Here is a 16,539-nt window from a genome sequence, read left to right as displayed (position 1 = left end):
TTACTCACCGCGTTCGCCCGGAAGGGGCTGACGGCGCTGTCGACTTGGGGCCCGTCGGCGGCCTCGGCGACCAGCCGGTCGATGGCGGCGCGGTACCCGGAAGCGGTCACCTTCTCCCCGTCCGGGGCGATGAAGACGATCCGCGCGCTCGCGCCGTTGGCGTCCGACCCGGGGAAGCGCTCCCCGATCAGGTCGAACGCCTTCTGCGCCTCGATGCCGGGCATGAAGGACGTGCCGTCGTCACCGGCGGCGGGCGCCGTGGCGGCGCCGACCCCGACGGCGCCGAGGATCACCGCCCACAGCAGTGCCACGAGCCGTCGCCGCCGGAAGGCGGTACGGCCCACTCGATACAGGAAGGTAGCCACGTGTCGGGAATCTCCGTGTCCGTTGTCGCGTAGGGCCTCAGACTCCCGGGCCCGGCCCCCTCTCCGCGTCGTGCGCCTACGGGCACTTGGCGCTGGTGGAATCGCACGAGAGGCCGCCGTTTCTTCTCCTCCTTGAGGAGGACACCGGTGAGGACGCCGTCCGCACCGATAGCCTGGGCGGATGCTCCCTGAAGTCACCGCGACTCGCTATGTCACGCCCTTGCGCGAGGGCGGGTCGCTCCCCGGCATCGTCGAGGCCGACGATTTGGGTACGTATGTCATGAAGTTCATCGGCGCGGGCCAGGGCCGGAAGACCCTCGTCGCCGAGGTCATCTGCGGACAGCTGGGCCGCCGCCTGGGGTTGCGCGTCCCGGAGCTGGTGCGGATGCAGCTCGACCCGGTGATCGGGCTGAGCGAGCCGGACGAGGAGGTGCAGGACCTGCTCAAGGCCAGCGGCGGGCTCAACCTGGGCATGGACTATCTGCCCGGCTCGCTCGGCTTCGACCCGCTGGCCTTCGAGGTGGGCGCGGCGGAGGCCGGACAGGTGGTGTGGTTCGACGCGCTCATCGGCAATGTGGACCGGTCCTGGCGCAACCCCAACCTGCTGGTGTGGCACGGCAACCTGTGGCTCATCGACCACGGCGCCACGATCATCTGGCACCACAGCTGGCGCGGCCTGGACGCGGCTGCCACCAAGCCGTACGACGCCTCCGAGCACGTACTCGCCCCCTTCGCCCCGGATGTGGCCGCGGCCGCGGCCACGCTCGCGCCGCGGATCACCGAGGAGCTGCTGACCGAGGTCACCGCCGACGTCCCCGACGCCTGGCTGGACGGTGAGCCCGGCTTCGACAGCCCGGACGCGGTGCGCCGCGCCTATGTGCGGGTGCTGCTGGAGCGGGCCGCGGCGATCGGTGAAAGGATCACGCTCGGGGAGCGCTCCGGTGACGGGCCGTCGAAGGCTCCCGACTGGCTGCGCGTATGGGTCGACGGAAAGGCGGCGAAGTGAGCGGGCTGCACCAGGGCCGGGATGTGTTCGAGTACGCCGTGGTGCGGGTCGTCCCCCGGGTGGAGCGCGGTGAGCTGATCAACGCGGGCGTCGTGGTCTACTGCCGCGCGACGTCCTTCGTGGCGGCCCGCACCCATCTGGACGAGACCCGGCTGCTCGCGCTCGACCCGTCGGCCGATGTGGCGGGCGTACGGGCCGCGCTGCACGCCGTGGAGGGCGTCTGCCGCGGGGGAGAACAGGCCGGTCAGGCGGCCGGTGACGAGCCGGGGCGGCGGTTCCGCTGGCTGGTCGCGCCGCGCTCGACCGTCGTTCAGCCGGGCCCGGTGCACACCGGGCTGACCACGGACGCGGAGGCGGAGGTCGAGCGGCTGCTCGACCTGCTGGTGCGCTGACGGGTGAGGGTGAGCAAGGGCATCACAGCGGGTCGTTGACAGTGGGCGGCGGGCCTCATAGCGTCTCGACGCAGAAGAGACTAAGCGGTTGCTCACCCCCGGGTGCCGGGACGGTGCGCCGCTACCCGAGGCGAGGAGAACCCGCATGTCCACCAACGAGCAGCGTGTCGCCATCGTGACGGGCGCGGCCCGCGGCATCGGCGCGGCGACCGCCGTGCGGCTGGCCGAGGAGGGCCGCGCCGTCGCCGTGCTCGACCTCGACGAGGCGTCCTGCGCCGAGACCGTGGAGAAGATCACCGCGGCGGGCGGCAAGGCCATCGCCGTGGGCGCCGACGTGTCCGACGCGGGGCAGGTGGAGGCCGCGGTCGCGCGTGTCGCCGAAGAGCTGGGCGCGCCGACGATCCTGGTGAACAACGCCGGTGTGCTCCGCGACAACCTGCTCTTCAAGATGAGCGAGTCCGACTGGGACACGGTCATGAACGTGCATCTGCGGGGCGCGTTCCTGATGTCGCGCGCCTGTCAGAAGCACATGGTGGACGCCGGGTTCGGACGGGTCGTCAACCTCTCCAGCAGCTCGGCGCTCGGCAACCGGGGTCAGGTCAACTACTCCGCCGCCAAGGCCGGTATGCAGGGCTTCACCAAGACGCTCGCCATCGAGCTGGGCAAGTTCGGCGTCACCGCCAACTCCGTGGCGCCCGGCTTCATCGCCACCGACATGACCGCCGCGACCGCCGAGCGCGTCGGCATGGGCTTCGACGACTTCCAGAAGGCGGCCGCGAGCCAGATCCCGGTGCAGCGCGTGGGACAGCCGGACGACATCGCGAACGCCGTCGCCTTCTTCACCGGGGACGCGGCCGGGTTCGTCTCCGGCCAGGTGATGTACGTGGCCGGCGGCCCGCTCAACTGATCAGGAGCCTACGAACCCCATGACCAAAGAGATCGCATCTGACAGCGGCAAGGCCGCGCTCATCACCGGTGCCAGCCGCGGCATCGGCTACGGCATCGCCGAGGCGATGGTGGCGCGCGGCGACCGGGTGTGCATCACCGGCCGCAACGAGGACGCCCTGAAGGAGGCCGTCGAGCGGCTGGGCGCCGACCGGGTGATCGGCGTCCCCGGCAAGGCCCATGACGAGGCGCACCAGGCGGCGGCCGTCGAGCGCGCGATGGAGGCGTTCGGGCGCGTCGACTACCTCGTCAACAACGCCGGTACGAACCCGGTCTACTCGCCCATCGCCGACCTCGACCTCGCGGTGATACGCAAGGTCTTCGAGACCAACGTCGTCTCGGCGCTCGGCTTCGCCCAGCAGACCTGGAAGGCGTGGCAGAAGGAGAACGGCGGCGCGATCGTCAACATCTCCTCGGTCGCCGGGATGACGCCCTCGCCGTTCATCGCCTCGTACGGCGTGTCCAAGGCCGCGATGATCAACCTCACGGTGCAGCTCGCCCACGAGTTCGCGCCGGGCGTGCGGGTCAACGCGATCGCCCCCGCCGTGGTGAAGACCAAGTTCGCCACCGCCCTGTACGAGGGGCGGGAGGAAGAGGCCGCCGCGGCGTACCCGCTCGGGCGGCTGGGCGTGCCGGAGGACATCGGGGGCGCGGCCGCGTTCCTCACCTCCGACCAGGCCGCGTGGATCACCGGCCAGACGCTCGTCGTGGACGGCGGTGTCTTCCTCAACGCGGGCGTCGGCTGACTCTCCACCACGGACCGGTGCCTCGAAGGCGGCGGGCCCGGCACCGTTCGCGGTGCCGGGCCCGCGCCCATGATCCCCGCACCGCGTGAGGCGTTGTCAGTGGCCGCCGGTAGGTTCGTGCCCGTGAACGGAACACGACCGGAGGTTGTTGACGTGGCCTACGAGCTGCCCGAGTCCTGGCGCGGTGTCCTCGGCGAGGAGCTGGAGAAGCCCTATTTCAAGGAGCTCACCGAGTTCGTCGAGGAGGAGCGGGCCAAGGGGCCGGTCCACCCGCCGCGCGACGAGGTCTTCGCCGCCCTGGAGGCCACGCCGTACGACCAGGTGAAGGTGCTGATCCTCGGGCAGGACCCGTACCACGGCGAGGGCCAGGGGCACGGGCTGTGCTTCTCGGTGCGGCCGGGCGTCAAGACGCCGCCGTCGCTGCGGAACATCTACAAGGAGATGAAGGAGGAGCTGGGCCACCCGGTCCCGGACAACGGCTATCTGATGCCGTGGGCCCGGCAGGGCGTCCTGCTGCTCAACGCGGTGCTGACGGTCCGGGGCGGCGAGGCCAACTCCCACAAGAGCAAGGGGTGGGAGAGGTTCACCGACGCGGTGATCCGCGCCGTGGCCGCCCGCCCTGACCCGGCCGTCTTCGTCCTGTGGGGGAATTACGCCCAGAAGAAGCTGCCGCTGATCGACGAGGAGCGGCACGCCGTGGTGAAGGGGGCGCACCCCTCGCCGCTGTCGGCGAAGAAGTTCTTCGGCTCGCGCCCCTTCACCCAGATCGACGAGGCGGTGAAGGCCCAGGGTCACACGCCGATCGACTGGCGCATCCCGAACCTCGGCCCGGCTCAGCCCAGCTCGTAGTCGAAGGCGTACGACACCGCTTCGATGCCCTGCGGGGCGGTGAAGGAGCCCGCACCGGTGAGCCCGGCCAGCTCGCCGGTGCCCGAGCCCGGCACCACCTCGAAGGCGCATGTCACGGTGGAGTCCTCGCCGAAGGTGCCGTGCTGGGCGAGGACGAAGCTGCCCCGGCGGCCGTCGAGCCGCCCGTCCACCAGCTCATGGCCCGAGAAGGTGCCGGTCTTGTCGGCGAGGTAGACGATGGCGTACTGACAGGTGGTGCCGGACGCCGTGAGCGCGCCCGAGTAGCCGTTGGTCACGGTGGCATGGGCGAGCTTCGCCCCGCCCGCGACCTCCCCGACCGGCTTCTCCTGCCAGTCGGCGAAGGTGAAGGTACCGGTGGCGTGCGTGGTCATGGCGGGTCCTTTCGATCAGGCCGTTCGATCAGGCCGTGCGCTGGTGAGGGATGACTCTGCCCGCCGTACCTGACATCTTCTGTCAGGTACGGGCGCACAATGGACCGCATGCGTGCCGACCGCCTGCTCTCGCTGCTCCTTCTGCTCCAGAACCGGGGCCGGATGACCGCGCCGGAGATCGCCGCGGAGCTGGAGGTGTCGGTCCGTACCGTCTACCGCGACATCGACGCGCTGAGCGGATCCGGTGTGCCGGTGTACGCCGACCGCGGCCCCGCGGGCGGCTACCGGCTGCTGGACGGCTACCGCACCCGGCTGACCGGGCTCACGGGTGACGAGGCCGACTCGCTCTTCCTCGCCGGAATGCCGGGACCGGCCGCCGAACTGGGTCTCGGCGCGGACCTCACCACCGCCCAGCTCAAGCTGCGGGCCGCGCTGCCGCCCGAGCTGGACGAGCGGTCGCGCCGCATCCAGGAGCGTTTCCACCTCGACGCGCCCGGCTGGTTCCGGGACGCCGAGCCGGTGCCGTACCTCGCGGCGGCGGCCGAGGCCGTCTGGCGGCGCCGGGTGCTGCGGGTGCATTACCAGCGCTGGCGCGGCGAGGTGCACCGCGATCTGCATGCCCTCGGGCTCGTCCTCAAGGGCGGCATCTGGTACCTGGTGGCCAGGGCGGAGGACACCGTCCGCAGCTACCGGGTGGCGCGGATCCTGGCCGCCGAGGTGCTGGGGGAGACCTTCGAGCGCCCCGCCGGGTTCGACCTCGCCGCCTACTGGCAGGAGTCGGCGCGCGCCATGGAGGCCGCGCGCTTCCGGGGCGAGGCCGAACTGCTGCTGACCGAGCGGGGCTTGCGGCTGCTGCCGATGAAGTTCGGCGCGGTCGGCGCGGTGGCGGCCGCCGGGGCGGGCCCGCCCGACGACCGGGGGAGGGTGCGGGTGGTGGTGCCGGTGGAGTCGCTGCCCGTCGCGGTCGACGACATGCTGCGGCTGGGCACCGACGCCGAGGTGCTCGGACCGCCCGAGCTGCGGACCGCCGTCGCCCGCGCCGTCACCGAACTGGCCGAGCGGTACGGGCCGCCGGACTGACCCGATGGGCCCGCCTGACGGGGGTGGCGCGGCTCCCGGGCTAGCGTCGGCCACAGGCAGGGGGACCGGCGGTTGCGCAGGCGGGAGGACCGGATGGGCGACGTACGGCGGGAGGCGCCGGAGGACGACGCCGTGCTGACCCGGATCGGGCAGGCGGTGATGCTGCACCGGGGCGGTGACCGCGAGGAGGCGCGCAACCGGTTGGCCGCGCTGTGGCGGGAGATCGAGGGCGACGGCGATCCGTTCCACCGCTGCGCCCTCGCCCACTACCTCGCCGACACCCAGGACGATCCGGCCGATGAGCTGCTGTGGGACCTGCTGGCCCTGGCCGCGGCCGACGGGCCCGGCGCCCGCACCCCCACCCCCCGGCTGCGCGCCCTCTACCCGGCCCTCCACCTCAACCTGGCCGCCGACTACGCCAAGCTCGGCCGGGAGGCGGCGGCCCGCAGCCAGCTGGAGCTGGCCCGGGCGAGCGCGGGCACGCTGGGCGACGATCCGTACGGGGACCGGGTGCGGGCGGCGATCGCCCGGCTGGCGCAGCGGCTCGCGCTCTGACGGGCCGTTGTGGATCAGTCCCCCGTGGCGCCGTCGATGCGCTCGCGGATGAGGTCGGCGTGGCCGTTGTGGCGGGCGTACTCCTCGATCATGTGGAGGTAGATCCAGCGCAGGTTGTAGTCCCGGCGGCCGTGATCGCGGCGGGTGACGACATCGTCCAGGGAATGACGCGCGGCGGCGGTGCGTGCCTCGGCGACCTCGTCCCGCCAGACCGCGAAGGCGGCCTCGCCGGTGTCCGCTTCGGTGACCCGGAAGTCGCCGTCCTGATCCTCCTCGCTGTACCAGATGGGCGGCGCGTCCTGACCGTCCAGCACCCGCCGGAACCAGCTGCGCTCGACCTCGGCCATGTGCCGTACGAGCCCGAGCAGGGTGAGCCCCGACGGCGGCGCGGAGGCCTCGCGGAGCTGTTTGTCGTCGAGCCCCTCGCATTTGAGGGCCAGGGTCGCGCGGTGGAAGTCCAGCCACCCCTCCAGGCTGGTGCGTTCATCGGCGGTGCGGGGCGCTTCGGGGCGTTCGGCAGTCGTCATGGCGAGCATCATGAGGCCCCGGCTCCCGGCCGCGCCACGGATTATCGGTCCAGCATCCCGCGCAGCAGCTCCTCGAACCCGGCGCGCAGCGCGGCGCGTTGGGGCACCGCGGCGTGGTCGGCCCCGGCCGCGCAGCTGAACATCTGCCCCTCGCACCAGGCGACCAGCGACTGGGCGTGCCGCCGCGGTTCGGCGGATCCCACGGCGGTCATCAGCGCTTCCAGCGGCTCGCGGAAGCCGCGCCCCGCCGCGTCGTAGAACTCCCGGAGTTCGGGGCGGCGGGTCGCCTCCAGGGCCAGTTCGTACCGCGCGATCAGCAGATCGGGCGCTTGGGTGAGCGACCGGTGCAGCGCGAGGGCGAGCGCGTCGGCCAGCGGGGGGACCGGATCGGCGTCGGGTCCGTCGCCCGGCGTGGGCATCTCGCCGGGCCCCAGCACCCGCGCCTCCCGCTCGGCCAGCCGCCGGACGGCCGCCTTGAGCAGGGCGGCGCGGGTGCGGGCGTGGTTCGACGTCGAGCCCGGCGGGAGCCCGGCCGCCTCGTCCACCGCGCGGTGCGTCAGCCCGCGCATGCCGCGCTCGGCCAGCAGCGCGAGGGCGGTGTCGGCGATCAGCTCGGCGCGGGATCCGCCCGGTGCGGGGGTGCGGGCGGGGGTGTGCTCAGCGGTCATACGGCCAACCTACCGTCCGCACTACAGCTGTAGTAGCGTAACTACAGCTGTAGTGACACCGGGAGGAATCATGGAAACAGCCCCGGCTGCCGCGCACCATGGACGTCGTAACGCCGCTCCGTCGCGCGCCCCCTCGCGCGATCTCCCTGAACCGGCGCCCCGGCCGTGGCCCCCCGCAACACCGCCGTCGCCGCCGCCACCCGCTCGTTCCCGGGCTGCTGCTGCGCGGCTTCGACGGCATCGCGGACTGGCGGCCCCCGGCCCCGGCGTCCCGGAAGCCGTCCTGAGTAGGGTGGACCCGGCCACCGAACACCAGGAGGCATCGTGAGGGTCGGCTGCATCGGACTCGGCGACATCGCGCAGAAGGCCTATCTGCCCGTGCTCATGGCGCGGCCCGGGGTGGAGCCGCATCTGCACACCCGCACCCCCGCCACCCTCCAGCGGGTCGCCGACACCCATCGGGTGCCCGGGGCCCAGCGCCACACCGCCCTGGACTCGCTGCTCGCGGCGGACCTCGACGCCGCGTTCGTCCACGCCCCGACCGCCGAGCACCCCGGGCTCGTCACCCGGCTCCTCGACGCCGGTGTGCCCACCTACGTCGACAAGCCGCTCGCCTACGAACTAGAGGACAGCGAGCGGCTGGTGCGGCTGGCCGAGGAGCGCGGCGTCGGCCTGATGGTCGGCTTCAACCGGCGCTACGCCCCCGGGTACGCGCAGTGCCTGGACCATCCGCGCGATCTGATCCTGATGCAGAAGAACCGCGTCGGCCTCCCCGAGGACCCGCGCACCCTCGTCCTGGACGACTTCATCCACGTCGTCGACACCCTGCGCTTCCTCGCCCCCGGCCCGGTCGACCACATCGACGTACGGACCAGGATCCGCGACGGGCTGCTCCACCACGTCGTCCTCCAGCTGTCCGGCGACGGGTTCACCGCGCTCGGCGTGATGAACCGGATGAGCGGCTCCACCGAGGAGATCCTCGAGGTCTCCGGCCAGGACACCAAGCGGCAGGTGACCAACCTCGCCGAGATCACGGACCACAAGGGGCAGCCGAGCGTGCGCCGCCGCGGCGACTGGGTGCCCGGTCGCCCGGCAGCGCGGTATCGAGCAGATCACCGACGCCTTCCTCGACGCCGTGCGCACCGGCAGGCGCCTCGATGCCTCGGACGCGCTGCGCACCCATGAACTGTGCGAGCGAGTGATCAGCGATGCGGTGACGGGCGCCTGAGCACCCGGACCGCCTCCACCGCCCCGTACACGGCGAGCGCCGCCAGCGCCCCGTACACCGTCAGCGGCCCGGTCCGTACGTACGGGCTGGTGCCCTCCGCCAGCGGCACCGAGTAGACCTGAGCCGCGCTGGTGTCCGTACCCATGCGGTCGCCCACCGGCTCGCCGCGCGGGCCGAAGACCGCGCTCGTGCCGGTCAGCGTCGCGTGCACCATCGGCCGCCAGGTCTCCGCGGCGCGCAGCGCGGCCAGGGTGGCGTGCTGGTCCGGCGCCCAGCTCTGCTGGAACGTCGACGTCGCCGACTGGACGACCAGTACCTGCGCCCCGTGCCGCGCCAGATTGCGGCTCATGTCCGGGAACGCCGACTCGAAGCAGACCTCCGGCCCGATTCGCAAGGCCCCAGGCAGCCGCATCACCACCTGCTTCGTGCCGCGGTGCCGGTCCTCACCGGCCGCCTTGCCCACCGAGGTGGCCCAGCCCAGCAGTGGCCGGGCCGGGATGTACTCGCCGAACGGCACCAGCCGCATCTTGTCGTAGCGGTCGCCGGTCGGACCGTTCGGCCCGATCAGCACCGAACTCTTGTAGATCCCCGGCATGTCGCTGCGCCGCGCGTCCACGTTGACCAGCAGATCCGCGCCCACCGAACGGGACAGCGCGCCCAGCCGCTTCCCCAGCTGAGGCCGTTCGCCCAGATCCGTGCCGACGCTGGACTCGCCCCACACCACGAGGTCCGGATGGCGGGCCGCCAGCTGCCGGGTCAGCTCGACGCTGCGCTCCAGACGCGGCTCCGGCCCCTTGATCACCCCGGGCTGCACCACCGCGATCCGCGCGGTCCCGGTCTCCTGCGGCACCGGCGCCCACGCCCACACCCCGGCCGCCGCCGCACCGCACGCGGTGAGCCCGGCCACCGCGACGGTACGGGCCCGGGGCAGCGTGATCAGCACGGTCAGCGCGACGTTCACCAGGACCAGCAGGAAGCCGACCAGCCACACCCCGCCCACCGACATCAGCCGCAGCGCGGGGGCCACCTGCCACTGGCTCGCCCCGAGCAGCGCCCAGGGCCCGCCGAGGTACTGCCAGGACCGTACGAGCTCGACCAGCAGCCACGCCGACGGCAGCAGCACCAGCGCGGCGCCCGCCCGGCCTGCTCCGGGGCGGGCGCCCAGCAGCCGGTGGGTCAGCGCGCCGAACGGCACCCACAACAGCCCCAGCAGCAGCGCCAGCAGCACGATGAACACATGCAGGCTCGGCATCAGCCAGTGGTGGGCCGCGAGCAGGAACCCTGTCCCGCCCAGCCAGCCGTCGTACGCCGCCCGCCGGAGCGTGGGCGCCGAGCGCGTCAGCAGCAGCCAGGGCACCAGGGCGACGTACGCGAACCACCACAGCGACGGCGCGGGGAACGCCAGCGCGGGCAGCGCGCCCGCCAGCACCGCGGCGCCGCCGCGCACCCACCGGGAGGCGAGCCGCCGCCTCCACACCCCTTCAGGCACGCCGGATGCCCCCCTCCCGTTGGCATAGGGCCAGTGTGCGGGAGGAAACCGATCATGGGTAGGGCGGAGACGCGCCGGAGCGTGCCTCATGCCGCGTCCGGAAGGTCTTGTTCGGCCCAGATGAGCTTGCCGCCCTCGGTGTAGCGGGTGCCCCAGCGGCGGGTCATCTGCGCGACCAGGAACAGCCCGCGGCCGCCCTCGTCGGTGGTACGGGCATGGCGCAGCCGCGGCGAGGTGCTGCTGGTGTCCGCGACCTCGCAGATCAGCACGTCATGCCGGATCAGCCGCAGCCGGATGGGGCCGGTGCCGTGCCGTATGGCGTTGGTGACCAGCTCACTGACGATCAGCTCGGTCGTCATCACCAGCTCCTCCAGGCCCCATTCGGCGAGCTGGTGGAGGGCGAGCGAGCGGGCGTTCGCGACCACGGCAGGATCGGAGGGCAGGTCCCAGGAGACGACGTGACCGGTGCCGAGCGCGTTGGTACGGGCCAGCAGCAGCGCCACGTCGTCCGACTGCGGGCGGGTCAGCAGCGTGTCGACGACCGTCGAGCACAGCTCCTCCAGCGGCAGCCCGGGCTGGGCCAGGGCGTTGCTCAGCCGGGCGAGCCCGACGTCGATGTCCTGGTCGCAGGTCTCGATGAGGCCGTCCGTGAACAACGCGATCAGACTGCCCGTGGGCAGCTCCAGCTCCGCCGACTCGAACGGCAGCGAACCGAGCCCCAGCGGGGGACCGGCGGGCAGCGGCGGATAGGAGACCGCGCCGCCGGGGTCCACCACCGCGGGCGTGGGATGGCCCGCCCGGGCCATCGTGCAGCGCCGGGTGACCGGGTCGTACACCGCGTACAGACACGTGGCGCCCAGCACCGCCGCGCCCACGCCCTCCTGGGCGGACTCCTCCTCGGTGAGCCGGATGACCAGGTCGTCCAGATGGGCCAGCAGCTCCTCGGGCGGCAGATCCATATCGGCGAGGGTGTGCACGGCGGTGCGCAGGCGTCCCATGGTGGCCGCCGCGGTGATGCCGTGCCCGACCACGTCGCCGACCACCAGCGCCACCCGGGCCCCGGACAGCGGAATGACGTCGAACCAGTCGCCGCCGACCCCGTTGCGCGCGTCGGTGGGCAGATAGCGCGAGGCCACCTCCAGGGCCTGGCCGCCGGACAGGGCGTGCGGCAGCAGGCTGCGCTGAAGGGCGAGGGCCGCGGTGTGCTCGCGGCTGTAGCGGCGGGCGTTGTCCACGCACAGCGCGGCCCGGGACACCAGCTCCTCGGCGAGCACCAGATCGTCCGGTTCGAAGGGGTCCGGATGCCGGGTGCGGACGAACGAGGCCACGCCCAGGATCGTGCCGCGCGCACAGATCGGGACCACCATCAGGGAGCGCATCCCGAACTCGCGGACCTTTTGCGTACGGGCCGGGTCGTCACCGGTCCACGCGCCCAGCGAGGCGTCCAGCTCCGGGTCCAGAATGGCCTCCCCCTCCAGGAAGCTGCACGCGAACGGCGACGCCGGGGAGATGGCGACCGCGTCCCCGGGCGCCGCGATGGACTCCGGACAGCCCTCGTGGATGGACGCCTGGCCCGCCCGCCGGAACTGCGGCAGGAACCGGGTCCGCTGGGTCGAGGGCTCCTCGCCGCGCAGGACGGAGTCCAGCAGGTCGACGGTGACGAAGTCGGCGAGCCGGGGCACCGCGAACTCGGCCAGCTCCTGCGCGGTGCGCATCACGTCCAGGGTGCTGCCGATGTGCTCACTGGCCTCGCTGAGCAGGGCCAGCCGCTCCCGGGCCCGCCCAGCGGTCGAGTGACGTCGATGCCCCATGTAGCAGACGCCGACCGGAGTGCCGTCCGCGTGTCGAGGCGGAAGAAAGGAGGTCGAGTACGCGTGCTCCTGGTAGGGCTCGGCCATGGTCCAGCCCCGGTACTCGTAGTCGATCACCGGGACGCCGGTCTCCAGCACTTCGCGCATCTTCCCTTCCAGCGCCTCGGTGTCCAGGCCCGGCAGCGAGTCCGCCATCCGGCGGCCCAGCCGCTCACCGCGCGGGACGCCGCCGTAGCGCTCCAGGGTGTCGTTCATCCATACGTACCGCAGGTCGGGGCTGAGCACGGCCATGCCGATGGGGGAGCGGGTCAGGAACGCCTGGAGCAGCGATCCGCTGACCGCCCAGGTCGGGATCGTCGCCACGTCGATCGCCGAGATCAGCCAGCAGGTGCCGCCGCCGAGCCCGGTGACCGGGGAGACCCGCAGGCCCACCGCGAGCCGGTGGCCGGACTGGTGCCGGACCTCCAGCAGCCCGCCCCAGCCGCCCTGCTCACCGCACTGTTCGGCGATGGACACCGCCTTCGCGGCGTCCTCCGGCGCCGCCAGCAGCATCGTCCCGGGCCGCTTCAGCACCTCCGGCGCCGGATAGCCCAGCAGCCGTTCCGCCGCCGTGGTCCAGCCGACGACGGTCCCCGTGGCATCGATCAGGGCCGTCGCCGCATCGGCCATGTCGAAGGGGACATGTGCTTCGGTCGGCGCGATTCCCTCGGGGATGGCCATCGCACCCGTCCCATCTGCGGAGACATTTCCCTTAATACTATGACTCCTGGGCCTCCCCGGTCGTCAGTCGTGCGACGACCAGTGCGAGCAGGATGATCCCGCCGTAGATCGCCTGGATCCAGAAGGACGACACCTGGGCGAGGGTGAGCAGGTTCTCCCAGCATCCCCAGCAACAGGGTGCCCAGCAGCGCGCCCAGCAGCGAACCCCGGCCGCCGCGGAGACTGATGCCGCCGATCACCGCGGCCGCGAACACCGTGAAGATCAGGCCGCTGCCCTGGTTGGCGCCCACCGCGCCGACCCGCCCCGCGATCACCAGCCCTGCCAGCCCCGCCAGCGCACCGCCGACCACCAGCACCGTCCAGCCCACCCGCGCGGTACGGATGCCCGCGGCCCGGGCGGCCGGGGCGCTGCCGCCGATCGCGTACACCGCGCGGCCGAGCCGGTGGTAGCGCAGGACGAACCCGGCCAGCGCGAAGCACAGCGCGGTCACCCACACCGAGATCGGCACCCCCAGCCACTCCCGCGAGCCGAGCACGAAGAACGCGTCCGGCGCGTCGAACAGCGTCTTTCCTGAGACCAGGCCGATCAGTACGCCGCGCAGCACGATGTTCATCGCGAGGGTCACGATGAACCCGTTGAGCCCGAGCCCCACGATCAGCGCCCCGTTCACCGCCCCCAGCCCCGCGCCCGCCAGCGGGATCAGCAGCAGCCCCACCCAGGTGGGCCACTCGGTGCCGAAGCCCGCGGAGGCGGCCGGGATGACGACCAGGAAGCCGAGGGCCGGGGCCAGGCCCGCGATCGACTCCAGGGAGAGGTCCATCCTGCCGCTGATCAGGATCATCGCCTCGGCGAGCACCAGCAGCCCGAGCGCCGAGGACGCCCCCAGGATGTTCACCAGGTTGTCCCGGTCGAGGAAGTCGGGGTTGCCGATCGCGCCGATGATCAGCAGCAGCACCACCGCGGGCAGCAGCGCCAGATCGCGGATCCGGACCGGGACGAGGCGCCGGGCGCGGCCGGTGCGCGGCGCGGCGAGGTCATTGATGGGGTTCATGGGCGACGGTCGTCCATAGGCGCGGTGCGGTCATTCATGGCCGAGGGTGACCCCTTCGATCGAGGCGACGAGTTCCCGGTCGGTCCAGCCCGCCCGGTGGGTGACGGTGACGAAGCCCCCCACCATCACCAGCACCCGGTCACAGGCCCGCAGATCCCCCAGCTGGTCGGAGACGATCAGCACCGCGCGCCCCTCGGCCCGGGCCCGCAGCGCGGTCTCCAGCAGATCGCGCTGGGACCGCACGTCCACCCCCGCCGTCGGGTCGATCAGCACCAGCACCCGGGGATCCGTGGCCAGCGCCCGGGCCATGACGACCTTCTGCTGATTGCCGCCGGACAGCGCGGTCACCGGCTGGGCCGGACCCCGGGTGGTGATGCCGAGCCGCTCGATGGCGCGGCGGGCCACCGCGTCCCGGGCGGACGGCCGGATCAGCCCCCGGGGCCCGAGCCGGTCCCCGATGGGCAGCGTGATGTTGTCGGCCACCGACAGCTGCGGGATCAGCCCCTGCACCCGCCGGTCACGCGGCACACAGCCGACCCCGGCGGCCAGCGCCGCCGTGACGCTGCCCAGCCGCAGCCGACGGCCGAAGACCTCGATCCGGCCGCCGGTCGGCCGGTACAGCCCGGCCAGCGCCTCGCCCAGCTGATGGCTGCCGGACCCGGCGAGCCCGGCAAGACCCACCACCTCACCGGCCCCGACGGTGAGGCTCACATCGTGGAAGGACGCGCTGCTCAGCCGCTCGACCCGGACCGCCACCGGGCCCCGGGGTCGTGGCCGGGGCGGTGCTCCGGGCCGGGCGGGGGCGGCCGGTTCGCCGGTCATCTCCTCGATCAGCGCCCGGGTGGGCAGTTCGCCCACGGGCGCGGTGACGATCCTGCGGGCGTCCCGGAAGACGGTGACGGCCTGGCAGACCTCGTACACCTCGCGCAGATGGTGCGAGATGTGCAGAAACGTGACCCCGGCGTCCTGGAGCCGCCGCATATGCGCGAACAGCCGCGCCGTCGCCCGGCTGTCGAGCTGCGCCGTGGGCTCGTCCAGGATGACGAAGCGGGTGCCCTGGGAGAGCGCCCGCGCGATCTCCACCATCTTGGCGTCCTCGACGCTCAGATCCCCGGCCCGCGCGCCCTCGTGCACGGGGACGCCCCAGGCGTCCAGCAGCGCGCGGGCCCGGCGGCGGGTCCGCCGCCAGCTGATCACCGAGGTGCGGGGGAGGACCGGCTGATGGCCCAGGAACAGGTTCTCCGCCACCGACAGCTCGTTGATGATCGTGGACTGCTGGTAGACGCAGGCCACCCGGCGGCGCCAGGCCGCCCGGTCCGCGGCGCCGGGAGCGGGCTCGCCCTCGAACCACACCGTGCCCGCGTCCGGCCGCTCCAGCCCGGTGAGGACGGCCACCAGCGTCGACTTGCCCGCGCCGTTGCGCCCGACCAGGGCGTGGGTCTCGCCCGTCCGCACGGTGATCCCCGCCTCGCGCAGGGCCACCGTCGGCCCGTACCGCTTGGTGATCCCGCGCGCCTCGCACAGCGGTGGCCGCCCGGTGGTCATCCGCGATTGCCCCACAGCGCCGGGTCGTTCACATTGGGCCGGGGTCACCAGCGGCGCCGGAAGCTGATCCTCCAGGATGCCCTTGCGGACCTCGACATGCGGCTGCCGTGATCGGTCCGCCCCTCCGGGAACGGCCTAAAAAAACAAGGCCTGCTTGATGTAGACCATGGCGTACCGGGCGTACAGATCCGTGGGCTGGGAGACGGTCGCGTCGATCCACCCCTTGCGGATCGCGTCCAGCTCCTGCGGGATCCCGTCGTTGGAGACGATCGCGATATGGCCGCGACGGCCCCTCGGACGCAGCGCCCGATGGCGCTGGAGCGTGCGCAGCGTGGGGGCCAGATATACGCCCCCGGCCTGGAGATAGATGCCCTTGATGTCGGGATTGGCGCTGTACAGCGCCTCCAGCCCGGCCGCCGCCTTGTCCGCCTGCCACCCGGCGGCGATGTCGAGGACCCTGATGTGCGGGTAGCGGCGCCGCATGCATTGGTCGAACGCGGCGGTGCGGTCGCGCCCGTTGACCGACGCCAGATCGCCCTCGATCTGCACCACCTTGCCGCGCCGCACGGCCCGCCCGAGGCTCCGGCACGCCTTCTCGCCGTACGCCCGGTTGTCGGCCCGGACCACGATCGCCACCTTGCCCCGGTCGGGGGCCACGTCGACCGCCACGACCGGGACGCGCCGCCGCTGCGCGGCCCGCAGCCCGGTGACGATGGCGGCGGAGTCGATGGGGGAGACGACCAGCCCGTCGATGTTCTGGGCGAGCAGATTGCGGATGTCGCTGACCTGGCGGCTCGCGTCGTTGTTGGAGTTCACCGTCGGCAGTACCCGGACGCCCGCCTTGGCCGCCTGCCGCGGGATGTCGCGCTCGTACGCCTCCCAGAACGGCGAGGTCAGGAACGGCACCACCACTCCGACCCGCCGCCCGCCCCCCGATTCCTCGGAGCACCCCGCGGCGGCCGGGCCGCAGACCAGCACGAGGACCGCGGCGGCGGTGGCGAGGCGGTGGCGCGTCGTGCGCATCGTGCTCCCGGCTCCGGTCGTGGAACGGCTGGCGAAGACCTCCCCGGCTGTGACCATACGACCGCCGGGCCCCCGCGTTCCCGGGGCACGCCGCTGGGTCACGCCGTCGGGGGCCGGGGGGCTTTGTCCCCTACCCGCCCCTCCCC

General features: G+C 72.8%; 14 protein-coding genes and 3 pseudogenes. 8 read left to right on the top strand and 9 right to left on the bottom strand.

From position 1 onward, the window contains the following. A partial coding sequence (locus tag SSOG_RS05265; RefSeq protein ID WP_154686081.1) for an MMPL family transporter occupies positions 1–365 on the bottom strand: 365 nt, incomplete at its 3' end. Between the two features lie 181 nt (positions 366–546). Here SSOG_RS05265 and SSOG_RS05260 point away from each other — a divergent pair. From SSOG_RS05260 to SSOG_RS05240, 5 genes are all read left to right on the top strand, one after another. Then, positions 547–1,371, top strand: a complete 825-nt coding sequence (locus SSOG_RS05260) for a HipA family kinase (protein WP_009713173.1) — start codon at positions 547–549, stop codon at positions 1,369–1,371. Beyond that, positions 1,344–1,763: a DUF3037 domain-containing protein gene (locus SSOG_RS05255; RefSeq protein ID WP_208867329.1), complete on the top strand. Its 420-nt coding sequence runs from the start codon at positions 1,344–1,346 to the stop codon at positions 1,761–1,763. Before SSOG_RS05260 ends, SSOG_RS05255 begins: the two co-directional genes overlap by 28 nt. A gap of 145 nt (positions 1,764–1,908) precedes the next feature. Beyond that, positions 1,909–2,670 carry a 3-oxoacyl-ACP reductase FabG gene (gene fabG, locus SSOG_RS05250; RefSeq protein WP_009713171.1) on the top strand — a complete coding sequence of 254 codons (762 nt, stop codon included), beginning with the start codon at positions 1,909–1,911 and terminating at the stop codon, positions 2,668–2,670. 19 nt (positions 2,671–2,689) lie between these two features. Next, on the top strand, positions 2,690–3,454 hold the full coding sequence (locus tag SSOG_RS05245; protein ID WP_009713170.1) for an SDR family oxidoreductase: 765 nt from the start codon (positions 2,690–2,692) through the stop codon (positions 3,452–3,454). Positions 3,455–3,619: 165 nt separating this feature from the next. Continuing rightward, positions 3,620–4,303 (top strand): uracil-DNA glycosylase, encoded by a 684-nt coding sequence (locus SSOG_RS05240; RefSeq protein WP_009713169.1) that lies wholly within the window; start codon positions 3,620–3,622, stop codon positions 4,301–4,303. Here SSOG_RS05240 and SSOG_RS05235 read toward each other — a convergent pair. Beyond that, the gene (locus SSOG_RS05235) at positions 4,288–4,695 is read right to left on the bottom strand and encodes a DUF3224 domain-containing protein (RefSeq protein ID WP_009713168.1); all 408 of its coding nucleotides are present in this window, start codon (positions 4,693–4,695) and stop codon (positions 4,288–4,290) included. The two genes, SSOG_RS05240 and SSOG_RS05235, sit on opposite strands and share 16 nt — an antisense overlap. A gap of 108 nt (positions 4,696–4,803) precedes the next feature. Between SSOG_RS05235 and SSOG_RS05230 the strand changes: the two genes are divergently transcribed. Together SSOG_RS05230 and SSOG_RS05225 are read left to right on the top strand one after the other, a co-directional pair. Continuing rightward, on the top strand, positions 4,804–5,775 hold the full coding sequence (locus tag SSOG_RS05230; protein WP_208867328.1) for a helix-turn-helix transcriptional regulator: 972 nt from the start codon (positions 4,804–4,806) through the stop codon (positions 5,773–5,775). 93 nt (positions 5,776–5,868) lie between these two features. Further along, positions 5,869–6,330, top strand: a complete 462-nt coding sequence (locus SSOG_RS05225) for a hypothetical protein (RefSeq protein WP_039936621.1) — start codon at positions 5,869–5,871, stop codon at positions 6,328–6,330. Between the two features lie 14 nt (positions 6,331–6,344). Here the strand turns inward: SSOG_RS05225 and SSOG_RS05220 are convergent, their stop codons facing one another. Together SSOG_RS05220 and SSOG_RS05215 are read right to left on the bottom strand one after the other, a co-directional pair. Further along, on the bottom strand, positions 6,345–6,857 hold the full coding sequence (locus SSOG_RS05220) for a DinB family protein (RefSeq protein WP_009713165.1): 513 nt from the start codon (positions 6,855–6,857) through the stop codon (positions 6,345–6,347). 41 nt (positions 6,858–6,898) lie between these two features. After that, complete coding sequence (locus SSOG_RS05215) at positions 6,899–7,525, bottom strand: TetR/AcrR family transcriptional regulator (RefSeq protein WP_009713164.1); 627 nt, start codon at positions 7,523–7,525, stop codon at positions 6,899–6,901. Positions 7,526–7,849: 324 nt separating this feature from the next. On the opposite strand from SSOG_RS05215, the pseudogene SSOG_RS53280 reads away from it, so the two are divergent. Then, positions 7,850–8,753: pseudogene (locus SSOG_RS53280) on the top strand (Gfo/Idh/MocA family protein). Here SSOG_RS53280 and lnt read toward each other — a convergent pair. The 5 genes and pseudogenes from lnt to SSOG_RS05185 all read right to left on the bottom strand — a co-directional run bounded on the left by lnt (position 8,728) and on the right by SSOG_RS05185 (position 16,393). Next, the gene (gene lnt, locus SSOG_RS05205; protein ID WP_009713161.1) at positions 8,728–10,332 is read right to left on the bottom strand and encodes an apolipoprotein N-acyltransferase; all 1,605 of its coding nucleotides are present in this window, start codon (positions 10,330–10,332) and stop codon (positions 8,728–8,730) included. The pseudogene SSOG_RS53280 and the gene lnt sit on opposite strands and share 26 nt — an antisense overlap. Further along, positions 10,329–12,773, bottom strand: a complete 2,445-nt coding sequence (locus tag SSOG_RS05200; RefSeq protein ID WP_009713160.1) for a SpoIIE family protein phosphatase — start codon at positions 12,771–12,773, stop codon at positions 10,329–10,331. Before SSOG_RS05200 ends, lnt begins: the two co-directional genes overlap by 4 nt. Positions 12,774–12,810: 37 nt before the next feature. Continuing rightward, positions 12,811–13,825: pseudogene (locus tag SSOG_RS05195) on the bottom strand (ABC transporter permease). Positions 13,826–13,855: 30 nt separating this feature from the next. Then, the gene (locus SSOG_RS05190) at positions 13,856–15,370 is read right to left on the bottom strand and encodes a sugar ABC transporter ATP-binding protein (RefSeq protein ID WP_009713158.1); all 1,515 of its coding nucleotides are present in this window, start codon (positions 15,368–15,370) and stop codon (positions 13,856–13,858) included. After that, positions 15,367–16,393: pseudogene (locus SSOG_RS05185) on the bottom strand (sugar ABC transporter substrate-binding protein). The gene SSOG_RS05190 and the pseudogene SSOG_RS05185 overlap by 4 nt, the downstream one beginning before the upstream one ends. Positions 16,394–16,539: the final 146 nt, after the last annotated feature.

The sequence above is a fragment of the Streptomyces himastatinicus ATCC 53653 genome (assembly GCF_000158915.1).
Classification (GTDB): domain Bacteria; phylum Actinomycetota; class Actinomycetes; order Streptomycetales; family Streptomycetaceae; genus Streptomyces; species Streptomyces himastatinicus.
Note: the sequence above shows the minus strand (reverse complement) of the source record. Positions and strands in the feature narration are given on the sequence as shown.

Bases quoted from the DNA above. Each gene is read 5' to 3' on its own strand.
- SSOG_RS05260 (WP_009713173.1), top strand. From the start codon at position 547: ATGCTCCCTGAAGTCACCGCGACTCGCTATGTCACGCCCTTGCGCGAG.
- SSOG_RS05255 (WP_208867329.1), top strand. From the start codon at position 1,344: ATGGGTCGACGGAAAGGCGGCGAAGTGAGCGGGCTGCACCAGGGCCGG.
- fabG (WP_009713171.1), top strand. From the start codon at position 1,909: ATGTCCACCAACGAGCAGCGTGTCGCCATCGTGACGGGCGCGGCCCGC.
- SSOG_RS05245 (WP_009713170.1), top strand. From the start codon at position 2,690: ATGACCAAAGAGATCGCATCTGACAGCGGCAAGGCCGCGCTCATCACC.
- SSOG_RS05235 (WP_009713168.1), bottom strand. From the start codon at position 4,695: ATGACCACGCACGCCACCGGTACCTTCACCTTCGCCGACTGGCAGGAG.
- SSOG_RS05230 (WP_208867328.1), top strand. From the start codon at position 4,804: ATGCGTGCCGACCGCCTGCTCTCGCTGCTCCTTCTGCTCCAGAACCGG.
- SSOG_RS05225 (WP_039936621.1), top strand. From the start codon at position 5,869: ATGGGCGACGTACGGCGGGAGGCGCCGGAGGACGACGCCGTGCTGACC.
- SSOG_RS05220 (WP_009713165.1), bottom strand. From the start codon at position 6,857: ATGACGACTGCCGAACGCCCCGAAGCGCCCCGCACCGCCGATGAACGC.
- SSOG_RS05215 (WP_009713164.1), bottom strand. From the start codon at position 7,525: ATGACCGCTGAGCACACCCCCGCCCGCACCCCCGCACCGGGCGGATCC.
- lnt (WP_009713161.1), bottom strand. From the start codon at position 10,332: ATGAGGCACGCTCCGGCGCGTCTCCGCCCTACCCATGATCGGTTTCCT.
- SSOG_RS05200 (WP_009713160.1), bottom strand. From the start codon at position 12,773: ATGGCCATCCCCGAGGGAATCGCGCCGACCGAAGCACATGTCCCCTTC.
- SSOG_RS05190 (WP_009713158.1), bottom strand. From the start codon at position 15,370: ATGACCACCGGGCGGCCACCGCTGTGCGAGGCGCGCGGGATCACCAAG.